This is a genomic window from Streptomyces sp. MRC013 (genome assembly GCF_023614235.1).
Classification (GTDB): Bacteria; Actinomycetota; Actinomycetes; order Streptomycetales; family Streptomycetaceae; genus Streptomyces.
In genome coordinates this window covers 2,325,234-2,351,189 of record NZ_CP094264.1, presented here as the reverse complement: position 1 = coordinate 2,351,189, position 25,956 = coordinate 2,325,234, and the positions used below count along the sequence as shown (strand labels likewise).

The following is a 25,956-nucleotide window of genomic DNA, read 5'->3' as shown; positions in this document are numbered from 1 at the left end:
CGTGAGGGGAGTCCGGGCGGCAGGAAGGGCGGAAGTCGGGTTACCGTTCGAGTGGCCGTTGCGGGCTTTCGCCGTTTGACACGGGGGCGGGTTGTACCGTCACACTCCGCAGCGACAGCAGCGTCACAGCCGTGGCGCAGTGCCCGCAGCGCCCGCGGTGCGCCCCAGGCGGGGCCGTGCCGCGCCGCACACGCACCGAGCGCCGACCGGAGAGAAGAGCGAAGAGTTGTCCCCGACACGCGAGACCGCACAGGGCGGCCGCCGACTCGTCATCGTCGAGTCGCCTGCCAAGGCGAAGACGATCAAGGGCTACCTCGGCCCCGGCTACGTCGTCGAGGCGAGCGTCGGGCACATCCGCGACCTCCCGAACGGCGCCGCGGAGGTGCCCGAGAAGTACACCGGCGAGGTGCGCCGCCTCGGCGTGGACGTCGAGCACGACTTCCAGCCGGTCTACGTCGTCAACGCCGACAAGAAGGCCCAGGTCAGGAAGTTGAAGGAGCAGCTCGCCGAGTCCGACGAGCTCTACCTGGCCACCGATGAGGACCGCGAGGGCGAGGCCATCGCCTGGCACCTCCTGGAGGTCCTCAAGCCCAAGGTCCCCGTCCACCGGATGGTCTTCCACGAGATCACCAGGGACGCGATCCGGCAGGCCGTCGCCAACCCCCGCGAGCTGAACAAGCGGATGGTCGACGCCCAGGAGACCCGCCGCATCCTGGACCGGCTGTACGGCTACGAGGTCTCGCCGGTCCTGTGGAAGAAGGTCATGCCCCGGCTCTCGGCCGGCCGCGTGCAGTCCGTCGCCACCCGGCTCGTCGTCGAGCGGGAACGCGAGCGCATCGCCTTCTGCTCCGCCGAGTACTGGGACCTCACCGGCACCTTCGGCACCGGCCGCGCCGGCGACCCCTCCGACCCGTCGGTCCTGACGGCCCGCCTCGCCTCGGTCGACGGGCGCCGCGTCGCCCAGGGCCGCGACTTCGGCCCGGACGGCCGCCTCAGGAGCGACCAGGTCCTCCACCTCGGCGAGGCGGACGCCCGCTCCCTGGCCGCCGCGCTCGCCGACACGCGGTTCGCCGTCCGCTCGGTCGAGTCCAAGCCGTACCGCCGCTCCCCGTACGCGCCGTTCCGCACCACCACCCTCCAGCAGGAGGCGAGCCGCAAGCTCGGCTTCGGCGCGAAGGCGACGATGCAGGTCGCGCAGAAGCTGTACGAGAACGGCTTCATCACCTACATGCGCACGGACTCCACGACGCTGTCCGACACGGCCGTCGCCGCCGCCCGCGCGCAGGTCACCCAGTTGTACGGCGCCGACTACCTGCCGGCCGCGCCGCGCACGTACGCCGGGAAGGTCAAGAACGCGCAGGAGGCGCACGAGGCGATCCGCCCCTCCGGCGACCGCTTCCGCACGCCCGCCGAGACCGGGTTGACCGGCGACCAGTTCAGGCTGTACGAGCTGATCTGGAAGCGGACCGTCGCCTCCCAGATGAAGGACGCGGTCGGCGACTCCGTCACCGTCAGGATCGGCGGCCGCTCCTCGGACGGCCGCGACGCCGAGTTCAGCGCCTCCGGCAAGACGATCACCTTCCACGGCTTCATGAAGGCCTACGTCGAGGGGGCCGACGACCCGAACGCCGAGCTCGACGACCGCGAGCGCCGCCTCCCGCAGGTCGCCGAGGGGGACGCCCTGACCGCCGAGGAGATCACGGCGGACGGCCACGCCACCAAGCCGCCGGCCCGCTACACCGAGGCGTCGCTGGTCAAGGAGCTGGAGGAGCGCGAGATCGGCCGCCCGTCGACGTACGCGTCGATCATCGGCACGATCCTGGAGCGCGGCTACGTCTTCAAGAAGGGCACGGCGCTCGTCCCGTCGTTCCTCTCCTTCGCCGTCGTCAACCTGCTGGAGAAGCACTTCGGCCGGCTCGTCGACTACGACTTCACCGCGAGGATGGAGGACGACCTCGACCGCATCGCGCGCGGCGAGGCCCAGGCCGTGCCGTGGCTGAAGCGGTTCTACTTCGGCGAGGGCGCGGGGACGGGCACCGGCGGCGCCGCCGACGCGGGCAACGGCGACGGCGACCACCTCGGCGGCCTGAAGGAGCTGGTCACGGACCTGGGTGCGATCGACGCCCGGGAGATCTCCTCCTTCCCCGTCGGCAACGACATCGTGCTGCGCGTCGGTCGTTACGGCCCGTACATCGAGCGCGGAGTGAAGGGCGAGGAGGGCCACCAGCGCGCCGACGTCCCCGCCGACCTGGCGCCCGACGAGCTGTCCGTGGAGTACGCGGAGGAGCTGCTCGCCAGGCCGAGCGGCGAGTTCGAGCTGGGCACCGACCCGGCGACCGGCCACACGATCGTCGCCAAGGACGGCCGCTACGGCCCCTACGTCACGGAGATCCTGCCCGAGGGCACCCCGAAGACCGGCAGGAACGCGGTGAAGCCGCGCACGGCCTCCCTCTTCAAGTCGATGTCCATCGACACGGTGACCCTCCAGGACGCGCTCCGGCTGATGTCGCTGCCGCGCGTCGTCGGCACGGACCCCGAGGGCGCCGAGATCACCGCGCAGAACGGCCGTTACGGCCCGTACCTGAAGAAGGGCACCGACTCGCGGTCGCTGGAGAGCGAGGAGCAGCTCTTCACGATCACCCTGGAGGAGGCCCTCGCGATCTACGCCCAGCCCAAGCAGCGCGGACGCGCGGCCGCCAAGCCGCCGCTGAAGGAGCTGGGCAACGACCCGGTCAGCGAGCGCCCCGTCGTCGTCAAGGACGGCCGCTTCGGGCCGTACGTGACCGACGGCGAGACCAACGCGACCCTGCGCAGCGGCGACAGCGTGGAGACGATCACGCCGGAGCGGGGCTTCGAACTGCTCGCCGAGAAGCGGGCGAAGGGCCCGGCGAAGAAGACCGCCAAGAAGGCGACGGCCAAGAAGACCACCGCGAAGAAGGCCACCGCCAAGAAGACCGCGGCGAAGAAGACGGCCGCGAAGAAGACCACCGCGGCCAAGACCGCCGCGGCGAAGAAGACGGCGGCGAAGAAGACGGCGGCGGCGAGGACCGCCGCCTCCGACGGGTGACCGCGGGGGCCGCGGACCGGTCGGCCCGCGGCCCCCGGCCCGGCGCCTCCCCCGGGCACTCCCGGGGCGCTCGGCCGGGGCGTCCCGCCGGGGCGTATGAGCGTCGGTCCGGGCGGATAGGCTGAGGGGATGACGCGAGCCGAGCAGCCAACGGCCCTGGGCCCCACCTCAGATCCCGAAGTCTCCGACGCCGCACTCGCCGCGGACTCCCGCGAGCGCGCCGTACGGGCGCTGCTGCGCAACCCGCCGCTGCGCCGGCTGTGGAGCGCGTCGCTCGCCGGCGGCGTCGCCGACGCCCTGGCCCTGCTCGTCCTGATCCTCCTGACCGTGCGGGCGGCCGTCGTTCCGGAGACGTTCGGCGGCGGGGTGCGCGGCGCGGCCCTCGCGGTCGCCGCCGTCCTCGGCGTCCGCGCCCTGTCCACGCTGCTCCTCGGCGCCGTGCTGCTCGGCCCGATGAGCGGTCTCGTCGCGTCCGGCGGTCCCCTCGACCGCCGCTGGACCATGATCGCCGCGGACGGCGTGCGGATCGCGCTGCTCGTCGTCGCCCCGCTCTGGATCGTCTGGACGCCCGCGCACGCCGTCCTCCTGCTCCTGATCACGGTCTTCCTGGCCGGCGCCGCCGAGCGGTTCTGGACGATCGCCAAGGAGAGCGCCGCCCCCGCCCTGCTGCCCGCCCCGCCGTCCGAGGGCGCCGCGGTGCGGCCGCTGCCGGACCACCTGGGCGCGCTGCGCCGGCTCTCGGTGCGCACCGGTTTCGCCGCGATCCCGCTGGCGGCCGCCGCCCTGCTGGTGACCGCCCTCGCCGCGAGGCTGCTGGCGCTCGGCGTCGACTGGTTCGCGCGGCACCAGGCGGCGCTCGGCTCGTACGCGGCGGCCGGGCTGTTCGCCGGCTCCCTGGCCTTCCTGTACTTCCTCCGGCTGCCCGACACCCAGACGCCGCGCCCCCGCTCCCCGCTGGAGGGACTGCGTCGGCCGTCCACGGACGCGGGGCCGGAGAAGGGCCGCACGGGCGCCATACCGCTGCTCGTCCTCGCCTGCGCCGCCGTCGCCGGAGCGGTCGCCTCCGCCGCGGCCGTCGCCGTGCTGCACGCCGCCGAGCTGGGCGGCGGCCCCGTGACGTACGCGTTGCTCGTCCTCGCCCTGACCGGTGGCACGGGCGTGGGCGTCCGCGCCGCCCGCGCCGTCCTGCCCGCCCTGTCCCGGCGCCGGCTCCTCGCCCTCGCGACCGCCGTCACCGGGATCGTGCTGCTGGTGACGGGCCTCGTGCCCGACACGGCGACCGTGCTGTTCCTCGCGTTCGCCGCCGGCCTGTCGGCCGGTGTCGCCGCGAACGTCGGGCACACGCTGATCGACCAGGAGACCGAGGAGTTCCGCAAACCGCGCCTGACCGAGCACCTCCACGCCGCCGTACGGGTGGCGATAGTCCTCGGCGCGCTCGCGGCGCCCCTGCTCGCCGCGGCCATCGGCCCGCGCCGCCTCGCCGGCGGGGACGTCGTCCTCGCGCACGGCGGCGCCGCCTTCACGCTGATGCTGGTCGGCGCGCTGCTGCTGCCCGTCGCCGCGCTCCTCCTCGCCCGGACCGACGACCGGTCGGGCGTACCGCTCCGCCGCGACCTGCGCGACGCGCTGCGCGGCGCCGACCCGGCCCAGGGCCCGGCCCCCACCGGTTTCTTCATCGCCGTCGAGGGCGGCGACGGCGCCGGCAAGTCCACCCAGGTCGCGGCGCTCGCCGAGTGGATCCGCGCGAAGGGCCACGAGGTGGTCGTCACCCGCGAGCCGGGCGCCACCCCCGTCGGCAAGCGGCTCCGGTCGATCCTGCTGGACGTCTCCTCCGCCGGGCTCTCCCACCGCGCGGAGGCGCTGCTGTACGCCGCCGACCGCGCCGAGCACGTCGACTCGCTGGTCCGCCCCGCCCTGGAGCGCGGCGCCGTCGTCATCTCCGACCGGTACACCGACTCGTCCGTCGCCTACCAGGGCGCCGGCCGGGACCTGTCCCCGACGGAGATCGCCCGCATCTCCCGCTGGGCGACCGGCGGACTCGTCCCGCACCTGACCGTCCTGCTGGACGTGGCGCCGGAGACCGCCCGCGAGCGGTTCACGGAGGCGCCCGACCGGCTGGAGTCGGAGCCCGCGGAGTTCCACGCGCGGGTGCGGGCCGGTTTCCTCGCCCTCGCGGCCGCCGACCCCGCCCGGTACCTCGTCGTGGACGCGGGCCGGGAGCCGGAGGCCGTCACCACCGTCGTGCGCCACCGGCTCGACCGGATGCTGCCGCTGTCCGAGGCCGAGGTGAAGGCCCTGGCGGAGGCGCGGAGGGCCGCCGAGGAGGAGGCCCGCCGCAAGGCCGAGGAGGAGGCCCGGCGGAAGGCGGAGGAGGAGCGCCTGGAGCGGGAGCGCCAGGAACAGCTCGCCAGGCTGCGCGCCGAGGAGGAGGAGCGCAAGCGCCGCGAGGAGGAGGAGGCCCGGCGCCGCGAGGCCGAGCGGCAGGCCGAGGAGGCCCGCCGGCGCGCGGCCGAGGCGCGCCGCCTCGCCGAGGAGGAGCGGTTGCGCCGGGAGGCCGAGGAGCGGGCCCGGCGCGAGGAGCAGGAGCGGCTGCGCAAGCGCGCGGAGGAGGAGGCGAGGCTCCGCGCCGAGGCAGAGGAGCGGCGCCGGGAGAAGCAGCGCAGGGCCGAGGAGGCCCTGCTGCGCGCGGAGGAGGCCCGCCGCCGGGCGGCGGCCGAGGCCGCGGAGGCGGCCGCCGCCGCTGCGGCAGCCGCCGCTGCCGGGCCGGCCGTTTCGCCGCACGACGTGACGGTGCCGACCCCGGCCGTACGGCCCGACGAGATCACGCAGCCCCTGCCCACGCCCCACATCGGCCTGCGCAAGGACGACGAGGAGACGCAGCGCATCGACATGCGCAAGGCCGAGGAGCCCGCGGTGCGTCCGGATGAGGAGACCCGCCCCATCGACATGCGCAAGGCCGACCCCGCCCCGGACGTCGCCGAGACGGCGGTCCTGCCGCCCGTGCGGGACGAGCGGCCGGACGACCGCGTGCCGCCCGGCTTCTTCCGCGACGAGGTGCGGCCCGCGACGGCGCCCCGGCCGCCCGGCGGCGACGAGCGGACCCGCGAACTGCCCCAGGTCGACGAGCGGGGCAGGCCGCGGCGCGGGCGCCCCGACTGGGCGGAGGAGACCCCGCTGGACGACCTGCCGTCCCTGGCCGACGAACTCCTCGGCGGCCAGGACGACGAGGACGGCGGGGGCGGGGGACGCCGCTGAGGCCCGGCCCCGACCGGGTCCGCGGCCGTCCGGCGGAGGCCCGGATCCGCGGCCGTCCGGCCGTCCGGGGCCGGCCGCGCTCCGCCCGGGCGGACCGCGCTGTCGGAGGGCTCCGTCACAATGGGGGCACGGGGAGGGACCCCGGTGCGAGGAGAGGGCGGTGACCCGTGCCCGTATGGGACGACCTGGTGGGCCAGGACCGCGTCCGGACGCAGCTCGCCGCCGCCGCGCGCGACGCGGACGCCCTCGTCACGGCCGAGTCGCAGGGGGCCGAGCCGCCCGAGGCGGCGAAGTCGAGCATGACGCACGCCTGGCTGTTCACCGGGCCGCCCGGGGCCGGACGGGACACCGCCGCCCGCTGCTTCGCGGCCGCCCTCCAGTGCGTCGGCCCCGACCGGGCGCTCGGCGGGGAACCGGGCTGCGGGTTCTGCGACGGCTGCCACACCGCCCTGATCGGCACCCACGCCGACGTGGAGGTCGTCCGGACGGACCTGCTGTCCATCGGCGTCAGGGAGACCCGCGAGCTGGTGCGGCGCGCGCAGCTCTCCCCGGCCGTCGGCCGCTGGCAGGTCATCGTCCTGGAGGACGCCGACCGTCTCACCGAGGGCGCCGGGAACGTCCTGCTGAAGGCGGTCGAGGAGCCCGCGCCCCGCACCGTGTGGCTGCTGTGCGCGCCGTCCCTGGAGGACGTGCTGCCCACGATCCGCTCCCGCTGCCGCCACCTCACCCTGCGCACGCCGCCGGTAGAGGCCGTCGCCGACGTGCTCGTACGGCGGGACGGCATCGACCCGGAGACGGCCGCCGCCGTCGCCCGCGCCACCCAGGGCCACATCGACCGCGCCCGCCGCCTCGCCACCGACGAGCGCGCCCGCGCCCGCCGCGCCGCCGTCCTCGGCCTGCCCCTGCGCGTGCGGGACGTGGGCGCCTGCCTCAAGGCGGCCCAGGAGCTGGTCGACGCCGCGGCGGAGGACGCCAAGCACCTCGCCGAGGAGACCGACGTCAAGGAGACCGACGAGCTGAAGGCCGCCCTCGGCGGGGGACAGGGCGGGCGCATGCCGCGCGGCACGGCGGGCGCGATGAAGGATCTGGAGGACCGGCAGAAGCGCCGCAGGACCCGTACGCAGCGCGACAGCCTGGACCTCGCCCTCGGTGACCTGGCCGGTTTCTACCGGGACGTCCTCGCCCTCCAGTTCGGCACGGGCACGGCGGTCGCCAACGAGGACGTGCGCGACGCGCTCGACCGGGTCGCCCGCGAAAGCACACCCGAGTCGACCCTGCGCCGGATGGAGGCCGTCCTCGCCTGCCGCGAGGCCCTCGACCGGAACGTGGCGCCGCTGCTCGCCGTGGAGGCCATGACCATGGCCCTGCGAGCCGGTTAGCCCGTACGGGTAGGACGCGCGCGGACACCCGGCCGCCCGCCGCGACCGTGCGGCTACGCTCCGGTGGATGCGTCCACGCCGCCTGCCCCGCACGTTCGCGTCCGCCGTCGCCCTCGCCCTGCTCCTCGCGGCGGGCTGCACCGGCAGCGGCGCCCCCGCGGGCGGCCCGGCGCCGCGCGCCACCGCCCCCGCCGCCCCGCCCGACGCGGTCGCGCTCCGCCCGTACTACGCCCAGCGGCTGAGCTGGCGCGACTGCGGCGTACCGGGCTTCCAGTGCGCCACGCTCCGGGCGCCCCTCGACTACGCGCGGCCGGACGGCGCCGGGATCGAGCTCGCCGTCGCCCGCGCCAGGGCCACCGGACCCGGCGAGCGGATCGGGTCCCTGCTGGTCAACCCGGGCGGTCCCGGCGGCTCCGCCATCGGCTACCTCCAGGGGTACGCCGGCCTCGCCTACCCCGCCCCGGTCCGCGCCCGGTACGACCTGGTCGCCCTCGATCCGCGCGGCGTGGCCCGCAGCGAGCCGGTCCGGTGCCTCGACGGGCCGGCCATGGACGCGTACACGCAGGTCGACCAGACCCCGGACGACCGGCGGGAGACCGGTCTGCTCACCGCCGCCTTCAAGAGGTTCGCCTCCTCCTGCGCGAAGAGGTCCGGCAGGATCCTGCCGCACGTGTCCACCGCGGAGGCGGCCCGCGACATGGACCTGCTGCGGGCCGCGCTCGGCGACCGGAGGCTCCACTACGTCGGCGCGTCGTACGGGACCTTCCTCGGCGCCACGTACGCCGAGCTGTTCCCGTCCCGCACCGGCCGCCTCGTCCTCGACGGCGCCATGGACCCGTCCCTCACCGCCGAGCGGATGAACCTCGACCAGGCGGCCGGCTTCGACACGGCTTTCCGCGCCTTCGCCGCCGACTGCCTGACCCGCTCCGACTGCCCCCTGGGCACCGCGTCGGTGCGGGACGCCACCGCCCGCATGAAGGCGTTCCTCGCCCGGCTGGACCGCGCACCCGTCCCCACCGGCGAGGAGCGGCCCCTCGGCGAGGCCCTCGCCACGACCGGTGTGATCACCGCCATGTACGACGAGGCCGCCTGGCCCCGGCTCCGCACCGCCCTCGCACAGGCGGTGGACGGCGAGGGATCCGGCCTCCTCGCCCTCGCCGACAGCTACTACGAACGTGACCCGGACGGAGGCTACTCCAACCTCATGTCCGCCAACGCCGCCGTGAACTGCCTGGACCAGCCGCCCGCCTTCACCACCCCCGAGGCGGCCGCCGCCGCCGTGCCGGCCTTCGAGAAGGCGTCCCCCGTCTTCGGCCGCGGACTGGCCTGGGCCTCCCTGACCTGCGCGTACTGGCCCACGAAGGCCACCGGCACCCCGCACCGCACCACCGCCGAGGGGGCGCCCCCGATCGTCGTCGTCGGCACCACCCGTGACCCGGCCACCCCCTACGGGTGGGCCCGGTCCCTCGCGGCCCAGCTCTCCTCCGGCACCCTCCTCACCTACGACGGCGACGGCCACACCGCGTACGGCCGCGGCAGCGACTGCGTCGACACCGCGATCAACGCCTACCTCCTGGAGGGCACGCCCCCGCCCCCGTCCAAGCGCTGCCGCCGGGCGTAGCCCCTCCGTGGAAGGGCGTGCGTGAGCACCCCTTCCACCTGTGTAGACTTGTGCTCGCTGCTGCACCCCTCAGGGGAGCGCGCGGCGCGCCGCCTTAGCTCAGTTGGCCAGAGCAACGCACTCGTAATGCGTAGGTCTCGGGTTCGAATCCCGAAGGCGGCTCTTTCTAGGTCCAGGTCAGACACCATTTGACCTGGACCTATTACTTTCCGTGAACGGGTCTCGCCGCATCTGACCGGCCTGAGGGCCGCCGGTCGGGGGCTCCGGTGGACAACCGGTGGACAAGCGTGCAGCGAGCGTGCGGAGCGGTGGACGAGCCGGTGTACGAGGACCGGGCTGACGTGCCGGAGGCGATGGGGCTGCCGGGCCTGGTACGACGGGTTGCCAGAAGCAGTGCCGTTGGGGGGTTCCCATAAATCGGGGGAGCCGAGACGGCTACTGGTGAAGAATCGGCCGGAGGCATTAGTACGGAGGAGCCCGGTCGTGAACGTTATGCGCTTCGATGGCGGAGTCGGGGACTTCACCCTCGGTGTCCAGGCGGAGAGCGTCCAGCTTCTCAGGGGCATGGGCACGATCTGCTTGCAGTTGGGGTTGGAGGTCAAGGCCCCACCCGCTCAGGAGGTCGGCAGGTTCCTGGCGCTTCAAGCTGACCTCTACGGCATTCATAGGTCGTACCAGCGAACGCTCCTCGGCCGAGTAACGGAGATGCTGCCGTTCACGCCCGAGATCGGCATCGAGCGCCGCGCCCTCAAGTTCCTGCTCACCGCCGCACAGCTCCACGCGATCAACGAGGCTCGCGACGGAGACCTGCGCATGGAGCTGGAGGTGACAGGCACGCTGCCCCAGGCGACCGGATACCCCGGTAGCACGACGGAAGTGCTGCACTTCAGCGTTGCCAGGAGTCGCTGGATCGACCAGATCAACGCTCTCGGCCCGTCGGTCGCCTTCGAGATGAGGGTGCCCTTTCCATTGGAGGACGACCCGCGGGCCGAGCCGGCGCAGCACCTGCGGTCCGCGCAGCGTCGGCTCCTCGACGACGACATCGACGGTGCGATCCTGGACGCTCGCCGAACCCTTGAGTGGATCAGGCTCCACAGCGGTTGGACGTGGCCGCTCAACAAGGACAGCCGCCTGCGCGGAAAGGACGAGCGGTGGGCGGCGATCCGCTCGGTCGTCGAGGACCAGGCGAGCGGATCGGTACACGCGGATGCCGTCACCTCGGCATTCAAGTACAGCGCGGACGAGGCGAAGGCGTTGATCAGCATTGCCGCCGCGTTGCTGACGGTGGTCGAGCGACCTGTCTAACCAGACGGTAAGTGATGTACATCACTTCACCTGGTGTCAGAATCTTTGTCGCTTGAGACCAGCGCCATTGCCTTTAGGCAGAGAGTTGTCAAAAGGCAAGGAGCACAGATGTCCCTCACCGCTTCCTCTGACGCCGCCCCGGCGGGGGGCGAGGCTGCGGAGCCCAGTCCGCAGAAGGCCTCCGCGCTGGAGGGCAGCACCAGCAAGGCACTGGTGCTCGTCACGGATGAGCCAGCCAAGTCGGCCGTAGTTGACGCGGCCGAGGTGATCGCCTCCCTGCGGCAGGTGCACTCGACAGCTGCCGCAGCGGTGGAAGCCGCGACAGCGATCTGCCGGCCATACGCAGATATCGCGGCACAGCTCGCTCAGACGATGGACTCTGTACGGGCCGTGGCCACTGCTCCCGCAGCAGTCGTCGCGACGGCATCTCGGGTGTCTGAGATCGCGGCGCAGCTCACTTCCACCGTCGTTCTGCCGCAGCCAGCCATCGTCCCTGCCGTAAAGTCCGCGACCATTCTCACTGGCACGGTCACCTCCGTCGCGAGCCTTGCCAGCCAGATGAGGTTCCCGGCCATCGACACCCGCACTGTCGCGGTCCAGCGCGGCCTCGCGGATCTCGCCGCTTCGGTGCTCCAGCCGCCACTCGTTCCGCGGGCCGTCCTGGAAACACTCGTTCCTGTCGCGCACACCGAGCATCTGCTCGCGCAGTACGCCCGCAGCATCAGCCAGCCCCTCCTGGACGTCCAGGCAAGGATCGCGGCGGCCCCATGGATGAAGCTGGATATCGCGCCCCTGATCAGTTCCGTCCAGGAGACCGTGGCCGCCTTCGGCATCACCAGTCGTCTCAGCGCGGTGGTTCGGGCGAGCCTCGCGGACTGGGAAGTTCCCTTTCTGATGCGCGACGCCCTGAAGTGGGCGGCTGTCATCCTCGACGAAGCCAGGGGCTACCGCCTGGTGCGCTGGGCGAAGAGAGCGCTGACTGCGTACGCCACGGGTGACTCCCTGAGGTTCCCCCGTTGCTCGGGAGGGGCTGATCAGCTGGTCAGAGCAGGTTGGCGGGGTTTCAGGTTCGCTCGTTCGGTCGCTGCCTGCTCGGCGTAGTGCTGCTCTTCGAACTCGACCGGGCTGAGGTAGCCGAGGCGTTTCTGGATGCGCCGGCTGTTGTAGAACCCGTCGATGTACTCGAAGAGCGCGAGGTTCGCCTCGGCCCGGGTGGCGAAGGTGCGGCCGCGCAGGCCCTCGGTCTTGATGAGCATCCAGAGGTTCTCCGCGAGGGCGTTGTCGTACGAGTCCCCGACGGAGCCCATGGATGCCTCAATTCCTGCTCTCATCAAGCGTGTTGTCAGCTTCACGGACGTGTACTGGCAGCCGTGGTCCGCATGATGGATCAACTGCCCGGGTTCGACCTCGCGGGACGCGAGGGCGTACTCGAGGGTGGTCAGTACGAGGTCGGCGTCCGCGCGGGCGGCAGTCTCCCAGGCCACCACCCGGCGGGAGAACGCGTCCCTGATCGCCGACAGCCACAAGGGTCCCTCGCCGGTGGGAATCATGGTGAGGTCGGTGACCCACAGCCGGTTCGGTCCGTCCGCGGTGAAGTCGCGCCTGACCAGGTCGGGGGCAAGTTCGGCGTCCCGGTCGCGGCGGGTGAAGCCCTTGCCCGTCCGGCGGGGGCTGATCCCGGCGAGGCCGGCTTCGCGCATGAGCCGTTCGACTCGTTTGCGGCCGATGAGGACGCCTTCGCGCTTCAGGACGGCATGCACGCGGGGCGAGCCGTAGACGCCGCCGGAGTCGGTGTGGATCCGCTGGATCTGCCCGGTCAGCTCGGTGTCCCGGCGGCGCCGTTCGCACGGCTCTTTCGCCGCCCGGCGCCAGCGGTAGTAGGTGGAGGAAGGGATGTGCAGTTCCCGGAGAGTGGGCTCGACCTCCAGGTGCTCGTGCTCGTCGAAGAGCGCGGTCACCCGGGCCGGGTCGGGTCGAGCTGTGCCGCGAAAAAAGCCGAGGCCGTCCGCAGGATCTCGTTCGACCGCTTGAGCTGGGTGTTCTCCTTGCGCAGCGCGGCCAGCTCGGCGCGTTCGTCGCTGGTGAGCAGATCGTCGCGTTCGCCGGCGTCGGCCTCGGCCTGGCGGATCCAGCCGCGCAGGGCCTCGTGATGGACACCGATCTCCTCGGCCATGCGGCGGATCACGGGCTTCGGCTCCGCGGCGCGGTACATCCGCACCGCACGCTCACGCAACTCCAGCGGGTACTTCCTCGGCGCAGGCATCAGCAGGGCTCCTCTCTATGAGTCCTATCTGACCCTCTGTCACCGCCCTCCGCATCTCGGGGGAACCTCACCCTGCCGCTGCGTACGTTCATCAGGAACGAGCTGAAGCTGACCGACCGGCTGGACGAACGCTGCCAAGCCCTGGCGCTAGCGATCCTGGAGGGGCTGATCGATGCCGCAGACCCATCTGACCCGGCTGCTCTGCACAAGGCCTTGCGCGCATACGCCAGCACGGGCGTAGGTCTGGAACGAGACCGCACCCTCCGAGGCCAACGCATTCAGTATCTGGGCGACTTCGTCCCCCAGGACCTGGCACCCGGCCCGGAAACGGCCGTGCTGAACAGGGCCGTGGCATGGCCGGATCAGTTCGACAACCCGCACGTCCGCTACGCCACGAGGCAGCTGAAGCCGAACGAGCGCGATGTCTCCCGGGTTTGGGCGGAGGATTCGACCATCACCTGGCTGGAGGCCCCGCTACTGATCGGAGCGCAACCTGAGGACGGTATCCGGGTGCGACGCAAGCTGCGCCGGCTCGGCAACGAAGTCCTGCGCCGCAAAACCCTTGAGATGGGGGAGGGACAGTGAGCAGCCTCGGCGAACGAGGTGAACCGCAGGCGCTGCTGAGCGTGCGCGCCGCCGTGGTCCTGGTGGTAGGCGTTCTGGCCGGTGTCGGGGCGGCGGTCCTGACCGGGCTGTCGGGGAGCCCGTGGCCGACAGCCGTGCTCGCCGGAGGCGGCGCGTTCGCCGGCGGTGTCCTGTTCGCCCAGTCGGTCATTGGCTGAGCCTGTCCGGCGGCGAGCTCTCCCGCAAACAATCGTTCGATCGTTCCATGTCGATGGCATGCCGTCGAGATGAGGCGGGCCCGTGCGGAGCAGGCCCGCCAGAACGTCAGTGGCGGGTTTCCCACCACAGGAGCAGCAGGGTGACCGCCCCGCTGCCGAGTCTGTACGCGACCGGTCAGATTACCGCTGACCGGGGGCTGCTCTTCATCGCTCACTCAGGCGGAGCACTCCTCGTCTGCTCCCTTGGCCTTCCGGGGCGGAGTCATCCTCGGCCTGCGGCTGGGGGCTGCAGCCTCGGTGTCCTTGACCACCTTGAGGGGCTTCCGGGCCCGGGGCACGAGTTGCACGACCTTCTCGGCGGCGTCGCGGGCGAGATCGTCCAGGACAGCCTGGTAGATGTCGCGGGTGATACGGGTGTCCGAGTGCCCGAGGGTCTCGGAGACGACCTTGATGTCGACTCCGGCCGCGAGCATGAGCGTCGCGGAGACATGGCGCAGGTCGTGGAGCCGGATCGGAGGCAGACCGGCAGCGGCAACCAGACGCTCGAAGAGGTCGGAGACCTTGCCGGGGTGGAGAAGGGAACCGTCCTCCTGGGTGAAGATGCGGCCGGTGTCATGCCAGCCATCGCCCCACGCCTCCCGTTCCTGCTCCTGGCCGGCCTTGTGCCTGAGCAGGACCTGATGCGTCTCGTCGTCGAGGGCGATCAGACGGATGCCGCTGTCGGTCTTGGGGGCACCTTCGTGGATCTCCCAGCCGTCCTGGACGAGTTGGGTGGCGATGGCCAGGGACTGCGCGGCGGCCGAGTGATCCACCCAGCGGACGCCACAAGCCTCACCGCGTCGTGTTCCCCGGAAAGCGATGAGCCGCCACAGCGGATACAGCCGGTCCTCGGCGACGAAGTCGAGGAACTGACCTGTCTGCTCGGGTGTCCAGACCATGACCGGGGAGGGCTTCTCGCCGGTCTCCTGCCAGTGGGCGATCCGCTCGTCGGTCCAGATGAGGGCCTTCGGCTTGGTGCCGGGCAGCAACTCGACGTGGGCGGCCGGGTTGAAGGCGGGCATCACCTGCTGGGCGATAGCGACGTTCAGCGCGGCCCGCAGGGTGTCGCGGATATGCGGCTGGGTGTTGAGGCCGGTGATGCGCCGGAACGGCGGCATGGCGTCGAGCTGCGCCTGCAGCCACTTGCGACGGGCCCGGTTCTCAGCGCCTTTCCACGGCGTCGCCTTGAGTTCGTCGCGCACCGCGCGCCGCTGGGCGTTCTGCTCCTGGATCTCGATGTTGCGCTCGTTGATCGCGTCGAACATTGTGTTGACGTGGTGCACGCGGAGTTTGTCCAGCCGCAGGTGGCCCAAGTGCGGCTTGAGGTGGACGCGGATGTCGCACTCGTAGCGCGCCGCCCCGCCGCGACGCAGGCGTTTGCGTCCGGCGAGCCAGGTGTCGAGCCACTCGGCAACGGTGGTCTTCGAGTTGAGGGTCTGCCCGGTCTGGAAGCGGCGACGGGTCTCGTCGTAGTCCGGGAGCGGCTCCTTCTCCTTGAGGCAGCTCTCGATGAGGTCGCTGATCTGGGTCCTGCCCCAGGCGTCGTCCTCCTCGGGTATGGCCATGAGAGCGCGGACCTTGTCCAGCTCCTCCTGGGCCTTGGCCGAGCTTTCGAAGCCGCCGCGACGGAACCGGCGACGGCGGCCGTCCTGAGCGGGGTCCAGCTCCTGGAACACACTCCAGACGCCGTGTCGCCGCGACTTGAGCTTGGGACATGAGGCCCCGTAGTCCTTGCCGGTCGCGGGATCGGTGCACCGGCACCGCCGGGTGATGGTGCCGTTCTTCACTCGCCGTCCTCCGGATGGGTCGGTATGTCGGGCTGGTCGACGAAGGCCAGTTCGTCGGGCAGGGCCGGAGGTACGAGGCCGCGCTCGCGCATCCGGCCTCGGAACGCGCGCAGCTCCTGGCAGTCCTCGAAGGCGTGCTCCTCGTAGCCCTCGGCGCGCTCCAAGAGTGTGGCTCTGCGAGCCCGGTCCAAGGTGGTGCTCGCCGCGCGCCGCCTCTCCTTGGCCAGGGCGGTGGAGGCTCTCGCGGCGGACACCAGATCGCCGTGGTTGCGGAAGACGTCGAGGACATCGCGGGCGGTGCCCTCGGGAGCGGGCTGGTCCATGGGGGTCTCGCCGGTGAACCACGCGAGCGCGTCCCAGGTGGAGACCTCCCTTCCCGGGAGGACCTCCACCGTGGCGGAGGTACCGAGTGGAAAGAGGAGGGTCACGGGCGGGACGCCGAGGACGTCAGCCAGCACGACGAAGTCGGCGATGGTCATGCTCGCCTTGCGGCCGGACTCCAGGTTCTTCACGGACTGCTCGGTGACCTCCGTTAGTCCGCGGTCGGCACACCCCTGGGCGACCTCGCCCATGGTGAGGCCGGCGGCCTTGCGCGCCTCGCGCATCTCTTGGGCGATCCGGGCGGTGAACGCCGCTGGCCAGTGACCGGGTTTCATAGATGCACTTTAAGGCGCTGAAAAGTGCTGCCGCAACTACGTGATACACCTGGGCCCGACATTGCGGCACCTGAAGGCATCAGGAGAGCATCATGACGGCACCCGCTTCTTCCCGTGAGGTGCGAGGGCTGACGAGTGACGAGCTGCTCGCTCTTCCGGCGGTCATCGACCTCGACACCGCGAACCGGGCGCTGATGATCGGCCGCTCCACCGGATACGGGCTCGCCAAGCAGGGGGCATACCCGGTCAAGGTGCTGCGGCTCGGTAACGCCTACCGGGTAGTGACTGCCGACCTGCTTAGGCTGCTCGGGCTCGAGCGCCAGCAGTCGGACGGCGGGCTCGAAGCCAGAGGTGAGCAGCACAACCTGTGCGCCTAGGTTGATCTTTAACCTCGCTGCTGTTTCAGGCGGACATGCTCAGTGAGGGTTTCGACTCGTTTCATGGCCTTCCCGGGCTCGTGGCGTCCTGCTGACCTGCGGTATTCGAGCCGGGTGGACGTCCGGGCCCAGGTCGGGCGTGTTTGGGCGCGCTGGCGGGGCGGGCGGGTCTTCACGTGGAGGTGGCGGAACCCCCGGAGGCTCGGGCAGGGATGAGTCGACGAGGCTGCGCCGCCGTTCCCAGGGGCCGCGCAGATCCTCAGCGAGCGGGCAGGTGAGGCGGAGTTGGGCGCGTGCGGCGATGATCAGCCAGGTCCACAGATCGTCGGTGTGCGGGTTGCCGCGCCCTCGCCGAGGAGTGTGACACTCGCGGCACCCGCGCGCTGAAAGCGTGGGCCCTCTGGCAGGCCGGCGACGCCCCGTGCCTGCCCCGTGCGGTTAGGCGGCATCCGCGTCATCAGGTGTCGGCGCAGCAAGCCACGCCCCTTGCGGGCAAGTCGCCGCTTCCTGCACGACCGCGGTGACCAGGCAGGAGGCCACGTGGTCTGTCGGCCATGGCGAGGCTGGCGATACGGTGCCACTCCTCGGGGTGAACCATCGGGGGCGTTGGGGGAGGATAACCGTGGATGGCGGCATAGTGACGCAGCACGGGCGACATACAGCGAGGGGAGGCAGCGCCATGGGGTCCGAGCTGGACATCACGCTACGCGGCCCCCACGCCGGCATGGACGCGGCGGAGACGCTGAAGGCAGTGGAGGCGCTGCTGCTGCTGCTCAAGGAGCTGGAGAGCACAGAGATAGGGCGTTCTCTGGCGGCCCACCCCCCACACGCGGCACGGCGCCGACCCGGACACACACGGTGGACGTTCACCCAGCTGGGCCTGGGAAGTACCCGCGCCGCGCTGGCACCTCTTCACGTGCCGGAAGAGTCCAGCTACGAGCAGGTAGATCGTGTCCTGCACCAGACGGTCAGTGGCTTTGCTGCGGCAGAGACCAGCCCGGAGATCCCGCCGGACTGGACGGCGAACGCGGCCCATCTGGGAATTACGGTGGCGCGCACGCTCGGCGCCTCCCGCGATGTCGGCATGCGCCTGGTCCTACGCCAAGACGGCGAAGCCGTCCTTGAGACGGAGGTGACCGAACGCGCCCGCCGCAACCTCAGGGACGCCGTCAAGGCCCGCTACACCTCCATCGGCTCCAGGCGTGGGCACCTCGGAGGACTGTCCGACGCGAGGAACAAGCTGCGGGCAGTGCTGTGGTCGGAAGTTGGACACGAGCGGATCCCGCTCATCTGCGCGAAGGAGCAGCGTGAGCAGCTGCGTCAGGCCTGGGGGCGTGACCGGGTGGAGGTCACGGGACGGATCACTGAGAACGCGCAGGGACAGGTGGTGAGCATCCGGGTGGATGAGATCGAACTGCTGCCCACCGAGCCGTCGCTGTCGACCGACGACCTGCGCGGCGGATTCTGGCCGGACATGACCGGCGGTCTCGGGGCTTTGGAGCACCTGGCGGTGATCCGTGGCGAGGTCTGACCGCCCGCAGCGGGCCTACCTCGATGCCTGCTGCTACATAGACTGGGCCGAAGGGAAACACAGCTGCGCCACAGTCGAGACGTGGCTTCACGCGGCCCGCAAGAGACAGGTGCAGATCATCGCCTCCACCGCGATGTTCGCCGAGGCCCGCGGCACCGGAAACCATGGTCAGCAAGACGCGGGCGGCGAGCAGCGGATCCGCCAGTTGCTGCAGGAGCCGTACGTGACCCTGGTCGACGTCACCCGCCGCATCGGCCTCCTCGCACGCAAGATCAGCATCGAGCGACCGCGCATCAAGGGCATGGACGCCCTCCACCTCGCAACCGCCGTATACACGGAGGCTGAGGTGTTTCTCAGCCGGAACTTCAGAGACTTCAGCCCGGGCGATCAATACCAGGGCGTCTGGCTGGAAGAGCCCTACGAGTTCGGAGGCGATGGTCTCTTCTCCATGCCGCCCGCATGAGCCTCACCGGCGGGAAGCCCAGTCCTGCGGGCCCTGGCAGGAGGAGACGTTGACGCCTCGGCAGGTGGCCATGTTGATCTCCTTCAGGCTGTGGGTGCAGCGGCTACTGCCAAGTGGGTCGAACGCACCCTCATGTGCATGGCGAACTTGATGCCGACCTCGTGCATCGCGCGCCGACCTCTCCTGTTAGTGAGTTGTGGATCGTCGTGACCCCACGGTGAGATGGAGCGGACAACCGGCGGCAATGCTCCGAATAATTGGTCGCCAACCACCATGTCGTGGATGCCGTGCGCTTCGCGGTACCGCAGAGGTCGGACATCCGGTTGATGAATCCACGCCCGTTGCAGTTGAGCGGAGCGTTGCACAGGACACCGACTCCGCGTTCGGTGACGACGGCGGAGACCTGGCTTCGCGCACTGCCCCATGCACATCAGCCAATTGGATGCCGCGAGCGAAGCCGTAGCCACAGCAGGGTGGTCTGACGCGAGGTGCGGAGGGGTACGGTCTACGCGACGTGTGTTTCCGGTGTTCGCGGCCTCAACAGAAGCCGACCCGTACCACAACACGTCGAAGCGTCAAGGCGTCTTGCCGGGCGTGCCTACGGACAGACTGTCCTCCCACAGCCCTTGTCGGGTGGAAGGCTTCTTTGTCACTGAGGCCACTACCAGGTGAGGTTGTCGTCATGGCGCGTCGCAGTCCCGAACGTCCGACGTACGGATTCACGGTTGCGGCTGCTGTCGACGCTGTCCCGGCCGCACGCCGCCAAGTTGTTTCGCTAGCCCGGGATCTGGGGCTTGCCCTGTCGGACCAGACACTGGAGACCGTCGAGTTGCTGGCCGGCGAGGTGATCGCCAACGCTGTCCTTTACACAGACGCTCCGTGCGACGTCTCCGTGACGCGGGCCGACGAGCGGCTTCGCGTCGAAGTCACGGACACGGATGCATCGTTGCCAAGAAGTGTTGAGAGGGCGTTAAGTCCCGTTCCTGGTGATGTGGTGTCGCCCGTTCGTGGGTGATGGAACGGTTCCACGCCCGCGTCGTGTCGTGTGCATGATGGGGTCGCGGACATGGAACGGATGCCGTACGCAACCGACTTGTCCGACGAGCAGTGGGCACTGATCGAACCGCTGGTCACCGCGTGGAAGCAGGAGCGGGTGGCGCGGTCGGCGACCGGGAACCCGGGCTCCTGCGACCTGCGTGAGGTCGTGAACGCGCTGCTCTACCAGAACCGGACGGGCTGTCAGTGGCGGCTTCTGCCGCATGATCTCCCGGCCTGGTCTGCGGTGTTCTACTACTTCACCCTGTGGCGCCAGGACGGCCTTGACCAGCGAATCCAGGAGATCCTGCGCTGCCAGGTGCGGGAGAGGTCCAGACGATTAGAGGACCCGTCCCTGGTGATCATCGATACCCAGTCCGTCCGTGTGGCGGCCGGGGTGCCGAAGAAGACGACGGGACTGGACGCGAACAAGAAGACGCCCGGCAGGAAGCGGGGACTGGCCGTCGACGTGCTGGGCCTGGTCATCGGTGTGGTGGTCCTCGCCGCGAGCGCGCACGACAACGAAGCCGGCATCGCCCTGCTGGACCAGGCGGCCGAGCGGTGCGGGATGCGCCTGGAGAAAGTCCTGGTCGACCAGGGCTTCAAGGACGCCGTGATCATCCACGGGGCGGTGAAGGACATCACCGTCGAGGTGGTCCGCCGCAACCCCGGCGACGAAGGCAAGGGCTTCGTCCCGCAACCGAAGCGGTGGGTGGTTGAGCAGGTCAACGGCACCCTCATGCTGCACCGGCGCCTCGCCCGCGACTACGACCACCGGCCCGACAACGCGGCCTCACGCGTCTACTGGGCCTCCACCGCCGGCATGCTCCGCCGCCTGACCACCCCCACCGCCGCCTGGCGGGACGACGTGGAGCTGGCCGCGTGAACGTCCACGAACTCCTGCGGCTGCTGCAGACCGAACACGACGAGACCACCGCACGAGCCGAGAACCTGCGCGAGCAGATCGAGCGGCTCACCACCGCCCTCGCCGAGACCGAAGCCCGCCTGGCCGAGCTCGCCGCCACCCGCAAGGTCATCGACGGCCTCACCCCACACGACCACGGAACGGCCCCCGCGGAGACCGCCACCGCGACCGTCTACCAGCGCATCGTGACCACGTTCAACGACCACCCCCAGAAGGTGTTCCGCGTCCGTGATCTGCACGAACACCTCGGCCTGCCCACCGACGAGCCCTCGATCAACGTCACCCGCTCCCGCCTGGGACGACTCGTCCGCCAAGGACTCCTCGAACAACCCGAACGCGGCCGCTACCAGAAACGGACTTAACGCCCTCTGAGGCAGGGCCGAACGACGAAAACGGTCGGGGCCTCCTGCTCGTGAGCGCCTTGGCGGCCGACTGGGGGATGCAACCGGAACCCTCGGGCAAGACGACATGGTTTGAGATCACGTCGGAGCCCTGGGCCGAGGACACGGGCGACTACCGTGCGGATGCACTGCCTTCACCTCACGTGGGTGACGCTGCCGTCCGACGAACCGAGTGTGACGCTCGTACGCCTTGCCGGCCGACTCGCGGTCGTCGTTCGGCGCAGCAACTGCTGGGAAGCGACATCAGGCTGCATGAGGCTGTGATCCCAAGCGGCCGTCCCCAGCGACCTCGAGACGGAACGGCTCGTGGCCGAACTGCACGCGGGTTGAGGGATGGTCCGGTCGTAGAGAAGCCGTTGGAAGTCAGCTGGTCGTTCCCGGCGAGGTCGTAGCCGTCGCCAACAGGGCGACCTCGTCTGCGCTGCCGCCCGAAGCCGAGAGGCCTGCACAACGGATGGACACGTACAGTCACGATCCAGTCCGTGTAACCTGCTGGGTGCCCGGTGCCGTGTTCCGCCTGGGACAACCGGGTTCGCAACGATCATCTTCGGCTTGGAGGACGGGTGGCAGTGCAGCGGATCACGACCCGCAATGCCCGTTTCCAGCAGCTGCAGACGCTGCTCAACAACCGCACCAAGCGAGGGCGTGCCAAGGAGTTCCTCGTCCAGGGGGTGCGGCCGATCACGATGGCCGTGGAGCACGGCTGGACCGTTCGGTCCCTGCTCTACGACGCCAGTCGTCCGCTCTCCCGATGGGCAGAGGATCTACTGCGCGGTGTCGGCGCCGAGCGCGTCGCGATGGCGCCACAACTGCTCGCCGAGCTGAGCGAGAAGGCCGACGGGGCCGCGGAGGTCCTGGCGGTGGTCGAGATGGCACCGGACAGCCTTTCGCGGATCAAGGTTCGTGACGACTTCCTCGGTCTGGTCTTTGACCGGCCGACGCAGCCCGGCAACATCGGAAGCATCGTGCGGTCGGCCGACGCCTTCGGCGCGAGCGGGCTCATCGTGACGGGGCACGCGGCGGACCCGTACGACCCCAAGTCGGTGCGTGCCTCCACGGGATCGTTCTTCGCCGTGCCCGTGGTGCGGAGCCAGTCGCACCACGAGGTCATGGAGTGGCTGGAGAAGGAGCGCGCTCAGGGGCGGCCGGTTGCCGTCGTCGGCACGGACGAGGACGGCGATGCCGAGGTCTCGGAATTCGATCTGACCCAACCGGTCCTGCTGCTCATCGGCAACGAGACCGCGGGCCTCAGCGCGGCCTGGCGAGAGCTCTGTGACCACGTGATCAGTATTCCGATGATGGGCTCGGCCAGCTCCCTGAACGCGTCGAACGCCGCCTCCGTCGTTCTCTATGAAGCGCGCCGTCAGCGTCTGGCGAAGCAGCGCACGGCGTGACCTTCCGAGGTCACGTCCAGACCTCGCCGCTGACCGCTCTCTTGTAGACCGCCAGGTACTGGCGGGCGATGGCGTGGTGGCCCCATCGATCCACTGCTGTTTCGCGCACGGCCTGGGCCGTGGGCAGCGACGCCAGAACCTCCTTCGCGTCGCCGGGTGTGATCTCCCGCCCGGTCGGCAGCACCGTTCCGACGCCGGGGACGATCTCCGGCAGACATCCGTTGTCCGTGGCGATCACCGGGGTACCGCTGGCGGCGGCCTCCGAGACCACGGTGGCACCGGGCTCGATCCATCGTCCGCCGAACGGTCCTCCCCACGGCTGGGACAGCACGAGCTGCGCTCGGGCGCGCGCGATCAGCCGGGTACGGGCGCTGCCGCCGACCTCGCCCACATAGCGGACGGTGTGCGGGAAGTCGGCCAGCAGCGTGTCCAGGTAGTCCTTCTCCCAGGCCGGTCCGGCGACCGTCAGCGGCACGTCGGCGGCGTGTGCGAACGCCGCTGCCTCGCGCACGCCCTTGTGCGCGGAGACCCGGCCGAGGAAGAGGAGATAGTCGTTCTTCACCTCCTGGAACTGACAGCGTGCGGGGTTGACCGGTAGCCGGATCACCGGGGCGGAGACGGACCCTGCGGCAGTGCGTTGTGCGCGGGAGAGGTAGATGCCGTTGGTCTGGAGCTCCGGCACGCTGTTGAGGTGGTGTGTGCTCACCGTGGGTCTGTGGTTGTTGGCCGGCAGTGCGGCGGTGTTCGAGTGGTCGTGGACGATGTCCGGGCCGAAGGCTTCGATGGCTGCGTGGATCTCGGCCGTCTCCACTGCGCCGGACACCGTGACGCCGTCCTGGACCGGGCTTCCTGGAGCTCCGAGGAGGAGGATCTCGCACCCGGCCTCCAGCAGTCCGTCCATGAGCGTGGCGACGACCCACTGGATGCCGCCGTAGCCCTGGGGCGGCACAGTGATCCACTGGCTGGGGTCGGCACCGTACCGGTACGGCGGGATGACCATGGCTACCTTCATCGGTCGCTCCTGGGCTCGGCGTCGGCGGCGCTGGTCCGGCTCCGTGTGACGGCCTCCCGGCAAACTCCGAGAAGAACGCTGACGGTGTAGAGCAGGGCGAGGGTGGCCCGCACCGGACGGGTGCCGTCCCCCGAGCGGTTGCGGTTCCATTCCTTGGCGATGCCTCGCCGCGCGTCGTTACGCCGTGCTTCGCTGCGGCCCTGCCAGAAGGCGCGGCGCAGCAGGTAGGACAGGGTCAGCCGGTGAGCGGGGATCAGGTGTTGCACCTCGGCGTCGTGCAGGATCGTCGCGGTCGCACCGCGCGCGGTCATCTCCCGTACGAAGGTGGTGTCCTCGGCGGAGATGAGGGAGCCACCGATCCGGCCTAGGCGCTCGTCGAAGCCGACACCCAGCAAGCGGGCGTGCTCGACATCGATGGCGAAACTGCCGCCCCAGATCGACGCCGGCTGGGCCGGCGCGTGGGAGCCGAGGTAGTGCAGTTGTCCCGAGGTGAGGAACCACGGGCGGCGGTGCCCTTGAAGGTGAGCGGTGATCCTCGTCCCGGTGACGTGTGCGCCGGCGGTCAGGGCTTCGCGTATCCGGGTCAGTGCCTCGGTGGTGGGGACGATGTCGTCGTCGAGAAAGACGACGTGCTGCGTCGTGGCCTCCTTCATGGCCTTGTTGCGGCTGTGGGCGAGGCCCTGGTTCCCCTCGTTGCAGATGACGCGGATGCGGGACGGGGGCGGCGAGGCGTCTGTGGGCAGCGGGGGCAGGTGCCGGGCGGGCATGTCCGCGATGACCAGGATGCGGTCCCTGGGGCCCATGGTCGCGGCCGTGCGGGTGACAGCTGCCGGCAGGCTGTCGGGGCGGTTGCTGCAGATGACGATGGTGAGAGGTAAGTCGGCGCCGACGGTCATGGGCGCACCTCCTGGCGGGGGCGTGGGCTGCGCTCTTGGTGGCTGATGGTCCGCAGCACATCGGCCAGTTCTCCGAGGGCGGCGATGGCCCAGTGCCTCGCGCTTCCCTCGGTTGTGTGGACGCGTTGGATTTTCAGCTCTCGGTATGCGGTCACGATCTCGGGAGCGACCCCAGCAGGCGCGCTCCAGCCGCTGTCGACGTGGACGATCGCTGCCGAGCAGCCGAGAGCGAGTGCCGGAGCGGCGTCGTGGTCGGGCCGGTCGCCGATGACCGTGGTGTGTTCCGGCTTCCAGCTCAGCTGGTCCATGGCCCACTTGAAGAGGCGGGGGTCGGGTTTGGCGTAGCCGACGAGGGAGTCGAGCGCGACGAGTTGGACTTGCTGCTCGATTCCGAGGGTGCGTAGGGCGGCGAGGCATTCCGGGGGCTGGTTGGCGACGATGCACACCTCGTACTCCTCGGCGAGGTGGCTGAGGGCGTCGACGGCTCCGGGAACGGGCTGGACCAACGAGGTCCAGCGTTCGCGGACGTCCTGCCAGCTTTTCGTGCCGTTGGGCGGGAACAGGCTGGGCGGGGGTGATCCGGGCGCGCGGCCCTGGTAGAAGTCGCGCATGGCCTGGAGGAAGGCGTCCATGGCGCAGGTGGGATCGTCCGCGCGCGTGAGCTCCCAGACGCCCTGGAGCCAGGCGAGGTCGAAGGGCTCGTCGTAGTAGAGGACGCCGCCGACGTCGACGGCCAGGGTGCTGCGCGTCATGACGTGGCCGCCCGTCCGGCGGCCCAGGTGAACCACTCGGGCCGGTCCGCGGTGTCGTTCTCGATGCTGAGGGAGGTCGCGGGTTCCACGGGGCCGTGCTCACGGGCCCAGGCCGCGGTGCGTCGCAGACCTTCGGCGAGCGGGGTGTCGGTCCAGTCGCCGAGCGTTCTACGGGCGAGGCTGTTGTCGGTGTACGCGGCGTGGACCTCGTCGCGGGCCGTCAGGTGCTTGATGGGGTGGTCGGGGACGCCCATGGCGGTGCGCACGGCGTGCGCCATGTCCAGCACGGTGCTCGTGTGCGAGGAGCCGACGTTGAAGACCTGGCCCCAGGCGGCCGGCTGGTCGGCGGCGAGGAAGGTGCCGACGATGTCCGGGGCGTAGGTGAAGGCGCGGATCTGGCTGCCGTCTCCGTACACGCTGATCGGCTCGTCGCGCATGATCTGGTTGAGGAAGATGGCGACGGCGTTGCGGTAAGGGTCGCCCATGTTCTGCCGCTCGCCGTAGACGTTGTGCATGCGCAGGGCGAAGTACGGCAGACCCTGAAGCTGCATGGTGACGGCGAGTTCGCGCTCCACGGCGAGTTTCGCGTTGCCGTAGCTGTCGGCGGGGACGGGCCGCTCGTCCTCGCGCATGGGGACGTGTCCGTGGCCGTACACGGCGACCGACGAGGCGAAGCCGAAGAACCTGACCTTGGCGGCCAGCGAGGCGTTGATCAGGTTGATGCTGCCGAGCAGGTTGACGGAGTAGTTGTGGTGCTTGACGGCGTGGCTGATGCCTTCGGCGGCGAAGGCGGCCAGGTGGTAGACACCGTCGAAGCGGTACGAGGCGAAGAGTTCTGCGACCGTGGCCTGGTCGGCGACCGAGCCGACGACGAGGGTCGCGCCGTCGGGCACGTTCTCGGTCTTGCCGCCGTCGAGGTTGTCCAGGACGACGACGTCGTCGCCGCGCTCGATCAAGGACGCGGCAAGGTGGGACCCGATGAAGCCGGCGCCGCCGGTCACCAGATGTGTGGGCAT

At 70.6% G+C, this 25,956-nt stretch carries 23 protein-coding genes, 1 tRNA gene and 1 pseudogene; 16 read left to right on the top strand and 9 right to left on the bottom strand.

The window, feature by feature from the left end; genetic code table 11:
• Positions 1-226: 226 nt before the first annotated feature.
• The 7 genes from topA (at position 227) to LUW75_RS10585 (ending at position 11,728) form a co-directional block, all read left to right on the top strand.
• Positions 227-3,067, top strand: a complete 2,841-nt coding sequence (topA, locus tag LUW75_RS10615; RefSeq protein ID WP_250335390.1) for a type I DNA topoisomerase — start codon at positions 227-229, stop codon at positions 3,065-3,067.
• Positions 3,068-3,196: 129 nt separating this feature from the next.
• On the top strand, positions 3,197-6,322 hold the full coding sequence (gene tmk / locus LUW75_RS10610) for a dTMP kinase (protein ID WP_250335389.1): 3,126 nt from the start codon (positions 3,197-3,199) through the stop codon (positions 6,320-6,322).
• A gap of 167 nt (positions 6,323-6,489) precedes the next feature.
• Positions 6,490-7,701 (top strand): DNA polymerase III subunit delta', encoded by a 1,212-nt coding sequence (locus LUW75_RS10605; protein WP_250335388.1) that lies wholly within the window; start codon positions 6,490-6,492, stop codon positions 7,699-7,701.
• A gap of 67 nt (positions 7,702-7,768) precedes the next feature.
• Positions 7,769-9,322, top strand: a complete 1,554-nt coding sequence (locus tag LUW75_RS10600; protein ID WP_250335387.1) for an alpha/beta hydrolase — start codon at positions 7,769-7,771, stop codon at positions 9,320-9,322.
• Between the two features lie 88 nt (positions 9,323-9,410).
• Positions 9,411-9,484 (top strand) — tRNA-Thr (locus tag LUW75_RS10595).
• A gap of 321 nt (positions 9,485-9,805) precedes the next feature.
• A complete protein-coding gene (locus LUW75_RS10590; RefSeq protein WP_250335386.1) occupies positions 9,806-10,627 on the top strand; it encodes a hypothetical protein in 822 nt (273 codons plus the stop codon).
• Between the two features lie 108 nt (positions 10,628-10,735).
• On the top strand, positions 10,736-11,728 hold the full coding sequence (locus LUW75_RS10585) for a hypothetical protein (protein ID WP_250335385.1): 993 nt from the start codon (positions 10,736-10,738) through the stop codon (positions 11,726-11,728).
• On the opposite strand, the gene LUW75_RS10580 is transcribed toward LUW75_RS10585, so the two are convergent.
• Together LUW75_RS10580 and LUW75_RS10575 are read right to left on the bottom strand one after the other, a co-directional pair.
• On the bottom strand, positions 11,662-12,585 hold the full coding sequence (locus LUW75_RS10580) for an IS3 family transposase (protein ID WP_250335384.1): 924 nt from the start codon (positions 12,583-12,585) through the stop codon (positions 11,662-11,664). The genes LUW75_RS10585 and LUW75_RS10580 overlap by 67 nt on opposite strands.
• Positions 12,582-12,890 (bottom strand): transposase, encoded by a 309-nt coding sequence (locus LUW75_RS10575; protein WP_250335383.1) that lies wholly within the window; start codon positions 12,888-12,890, stop codon positions 12,582-12,584. Before LUW75_RS10575 ends, LUW75_RS10580 begins: the two co-directional genes overlap by 4 nt.
• Positions 12,891-13,223: 333 nt before the next feature.
• Here LUW75_RS10575 and LUW75_RS10570 point away from each other — a divergent pair, with 333 nt between their 5' ends.
• Positions 13,224-13,475, top strand: coding sequence for a hypothetical protein (locus LUW75_RS10570; RefSeq protein ID WP_250335382.1), 252 nt, complete (start codon positions 13,224-13,226; stop codon positions 13,473-13,475).
• The gene (locus tag LUW75_RS10565; RefSeq protein ID WP_250335381.1) at positions 13,472-13,672 is read left to right on the top strand and encodes a hypothetical protein; all 201 of its coding nucleotides are present in this window, start codon (positions 13,472-13,474) and stop codon (positions 13,670-13,672) included. Before LUW75_RS10570 ends, LUW75_RS10565 begins: the two co-directional genes overlap by 4 nt.
• A 215-nt stretch (positions 13,673-13,887) precedes the next feature.
• On the opposite strand, the gene LUW75_RS10560 is transcribed toward LUW75_RS10565, so the two are convergent.
• Together LUW75_RS10560 and LUW75_RS10555 are read right to left on the bottom strand one after the other, a co-directional pair.
• A complete protein-coding gene (locus LUW75_RS10560) occupies positions 13,888-15,498 on the bottom strand; it encodes a site-specific integrase (RefSeq protein ID WP_250335380.1) in 1,611 nt (536 codons plus the stop codon).
• A complete protein-coding gene (locus LUW75_RS10555; RefSeq protein WP_250335379.1) occupies positions 15,495-16,154 on the bottom strand; it encodes a helix-turn-helix domain-containing protein in 660 nt (219 codons plus the stop codon). The genes LUW75_RS10560 and LUW75_RS10555 overlap by 4 nt, the downstream gene beginning before the upstream one ends.
• Before the next feature lie 92 nt (positions 16,155-16,246).
• Between LUW75_RS10555 and LUW75_RS10550 the strand changes: the two genes are divergently transcribed.
• Positions 16,247-16,531 (top strand): hypothetical protein, encoded by a 285-nt coding sequence (locus LUW75_RS10550; protein WP_250335378.1) that lies wholly within the window; start codon positions 16,247-16,249, stop codon positions 16,529-16,531.
• Positions 16,532-16,539: 8 nt separating this feature from the next.
• Here the strand turns inward: LUW75_RS10550 and LUW75_RS24960 are convergent.
• Positions 16,540-16,867, bottom strand: a pseudogene (locus LUW75_RS24960) (NF041680 family putative transposase); the annotation flags it as partial.
• Between the two features lie 343 nt (positions 16,868-17,210).
• Here LUW75_RS24960 and LUW75_RS10545 point away from each other — a divergent pair.
• The 6 genes from LUW75_RS10545 (at position 17,211) to LUW75_RS10525 (ending at position 22,280) form a co-directional block, all read left to right on the top strand.
• Positions 17,211-18,062 (top strand): OB-fold nucleic acid binding domain-containing protein, encoded by an 852-nt coding sequence (locus LUW75_RS10545; RefSeq protein WP_250335377.1) that lies wholly within the window; start codon positions 17,211-17,213, stop codon positions 18,060-18,062.
• Positions 18,049-18,525: a type II toxin-antitoxin system VapC family toxin gene (locus LUW75_RS10540; RefSeq protein ID WP_250335376.1), complete on the top strand. Its 477-nt coding sequence runs from the start codon at positions 18,049-18,051 to the stop codon at positions 18,523-18,525. The genes LUW75_RS10545 and LUW75_RS10540 overlap by 14 nt, the downstream gene beginning before the upstream one ends.
• Positions 18,526-19,207: 682 nt before the next feature.
• Positions 19,208-19,540, top strand: coding sequence for an ATP-binding protein (locus LUW75_RS24625; protein WP_349816410.1), 333 nt, complete (start codon positions 19,208-19,210; stop codon positions 19,538-19,540).
• A 51-nt stretch (positions 19,541-19,591) separates the two neighbouring features.
• Positions 19,592-20,446 carry an IS5 family transposase gene (locus LUW75_RS10535; RefSeq protein ID WP_250334954.1) on the top strand — a complete coding sequence of 285 codons (855 nt, stop codon included), beginning with the start codon at positions 19,592-19,594 and terminating at the stop codon, positions 20,444-20,446.
• Complete coding sequence (locus LUW75_RS10530) at positions 20,443-20,847, top strand: type IV toxin-antitoxin system AbiEi family antitoxin domain-containing protein (RefSeq protein WP_250334955.1); 405 nt, start codon at positions 20,443-20,445, stop codon at positions 20,845-20,847. Before LUW75_RS10535 ends, LUW75_RS10530 begins: the two co-directional genes overlap by 4 nt.
• Before the next feature lie 602 nt (positions 20,848-21,449).
• Entirely contained in the window at positions 21,450-22,280 is an 831-nt protein-coding gene (locus LUW75_RS10525; RefSeq protein ID WP_250335375.1) for an RNA methyltransferase, read from the top strand.
• 10 nt (positions 22,281-22,290) lie between these two features.
• Here LUW75_RS10525 and LUW75_RS10520 read toward each other — a convergent pair whose 3' ends face one another.
• Genes LUW75_RS10520 through LUW75_RS10505 form a run of 4 tightly spaced genes read right to left on the bottom strand, consistent with a single transcriptional unit; the run spans position 22,291 to position 25,956 of the window.
• Positions 22,291-23,292 (bottom strand): glycosyltransferase, encoded by a 1,002-nt coding sequence (locus LUW75_RS10520; protein WP_250335374.1) that lies wholly within the window; start codon positions 23,290-23,292, stop codon positions 22,291-22,293.
• Positions 23,289-24,188 carry a glycosyltransferase family 2 protein gene (locus LUW75_RS10515; protein WP_250335373.1) on the bottom strand — a complete coding sequence of 300 codons (900 nt, stop codon included), beginning with the start codon at positions 24,186-24,188 and terminating at the stop codon, positions 23,289-23,291. The genes LUW75_RS10520 and LUW75_RS10515 overlap by 4 nt, the downstream gene beginning before the upstream one ends.
• Positions 24,185-24,940, bottom strand: coding sequence for an HAD family hydrolase (locus LUW75_RS10510; protein ID WP_250335372.1), 756 nt, complete (start codon positions 24,938-24,940; stop codon positions 24,185-24,187). Before LUW75_RS10510 ends, LUW75_RS10515 begins: the two co-directional genes overlap by 4 nt.
• A complete protein-coding gene (locus LUW75_RS10505) occupies positions 24,937-25,956 on the bottom strand; it encodes an NAD-dependent epimerase/dehydratase family protein (protein WP_250335371.1) in 1,020 nt (339 codons plus the stop codon). The genes LUW75_RS10510 and LUW75_RS10505 overlap by 4 nt, the downstream gene beginning before the upstream one ends.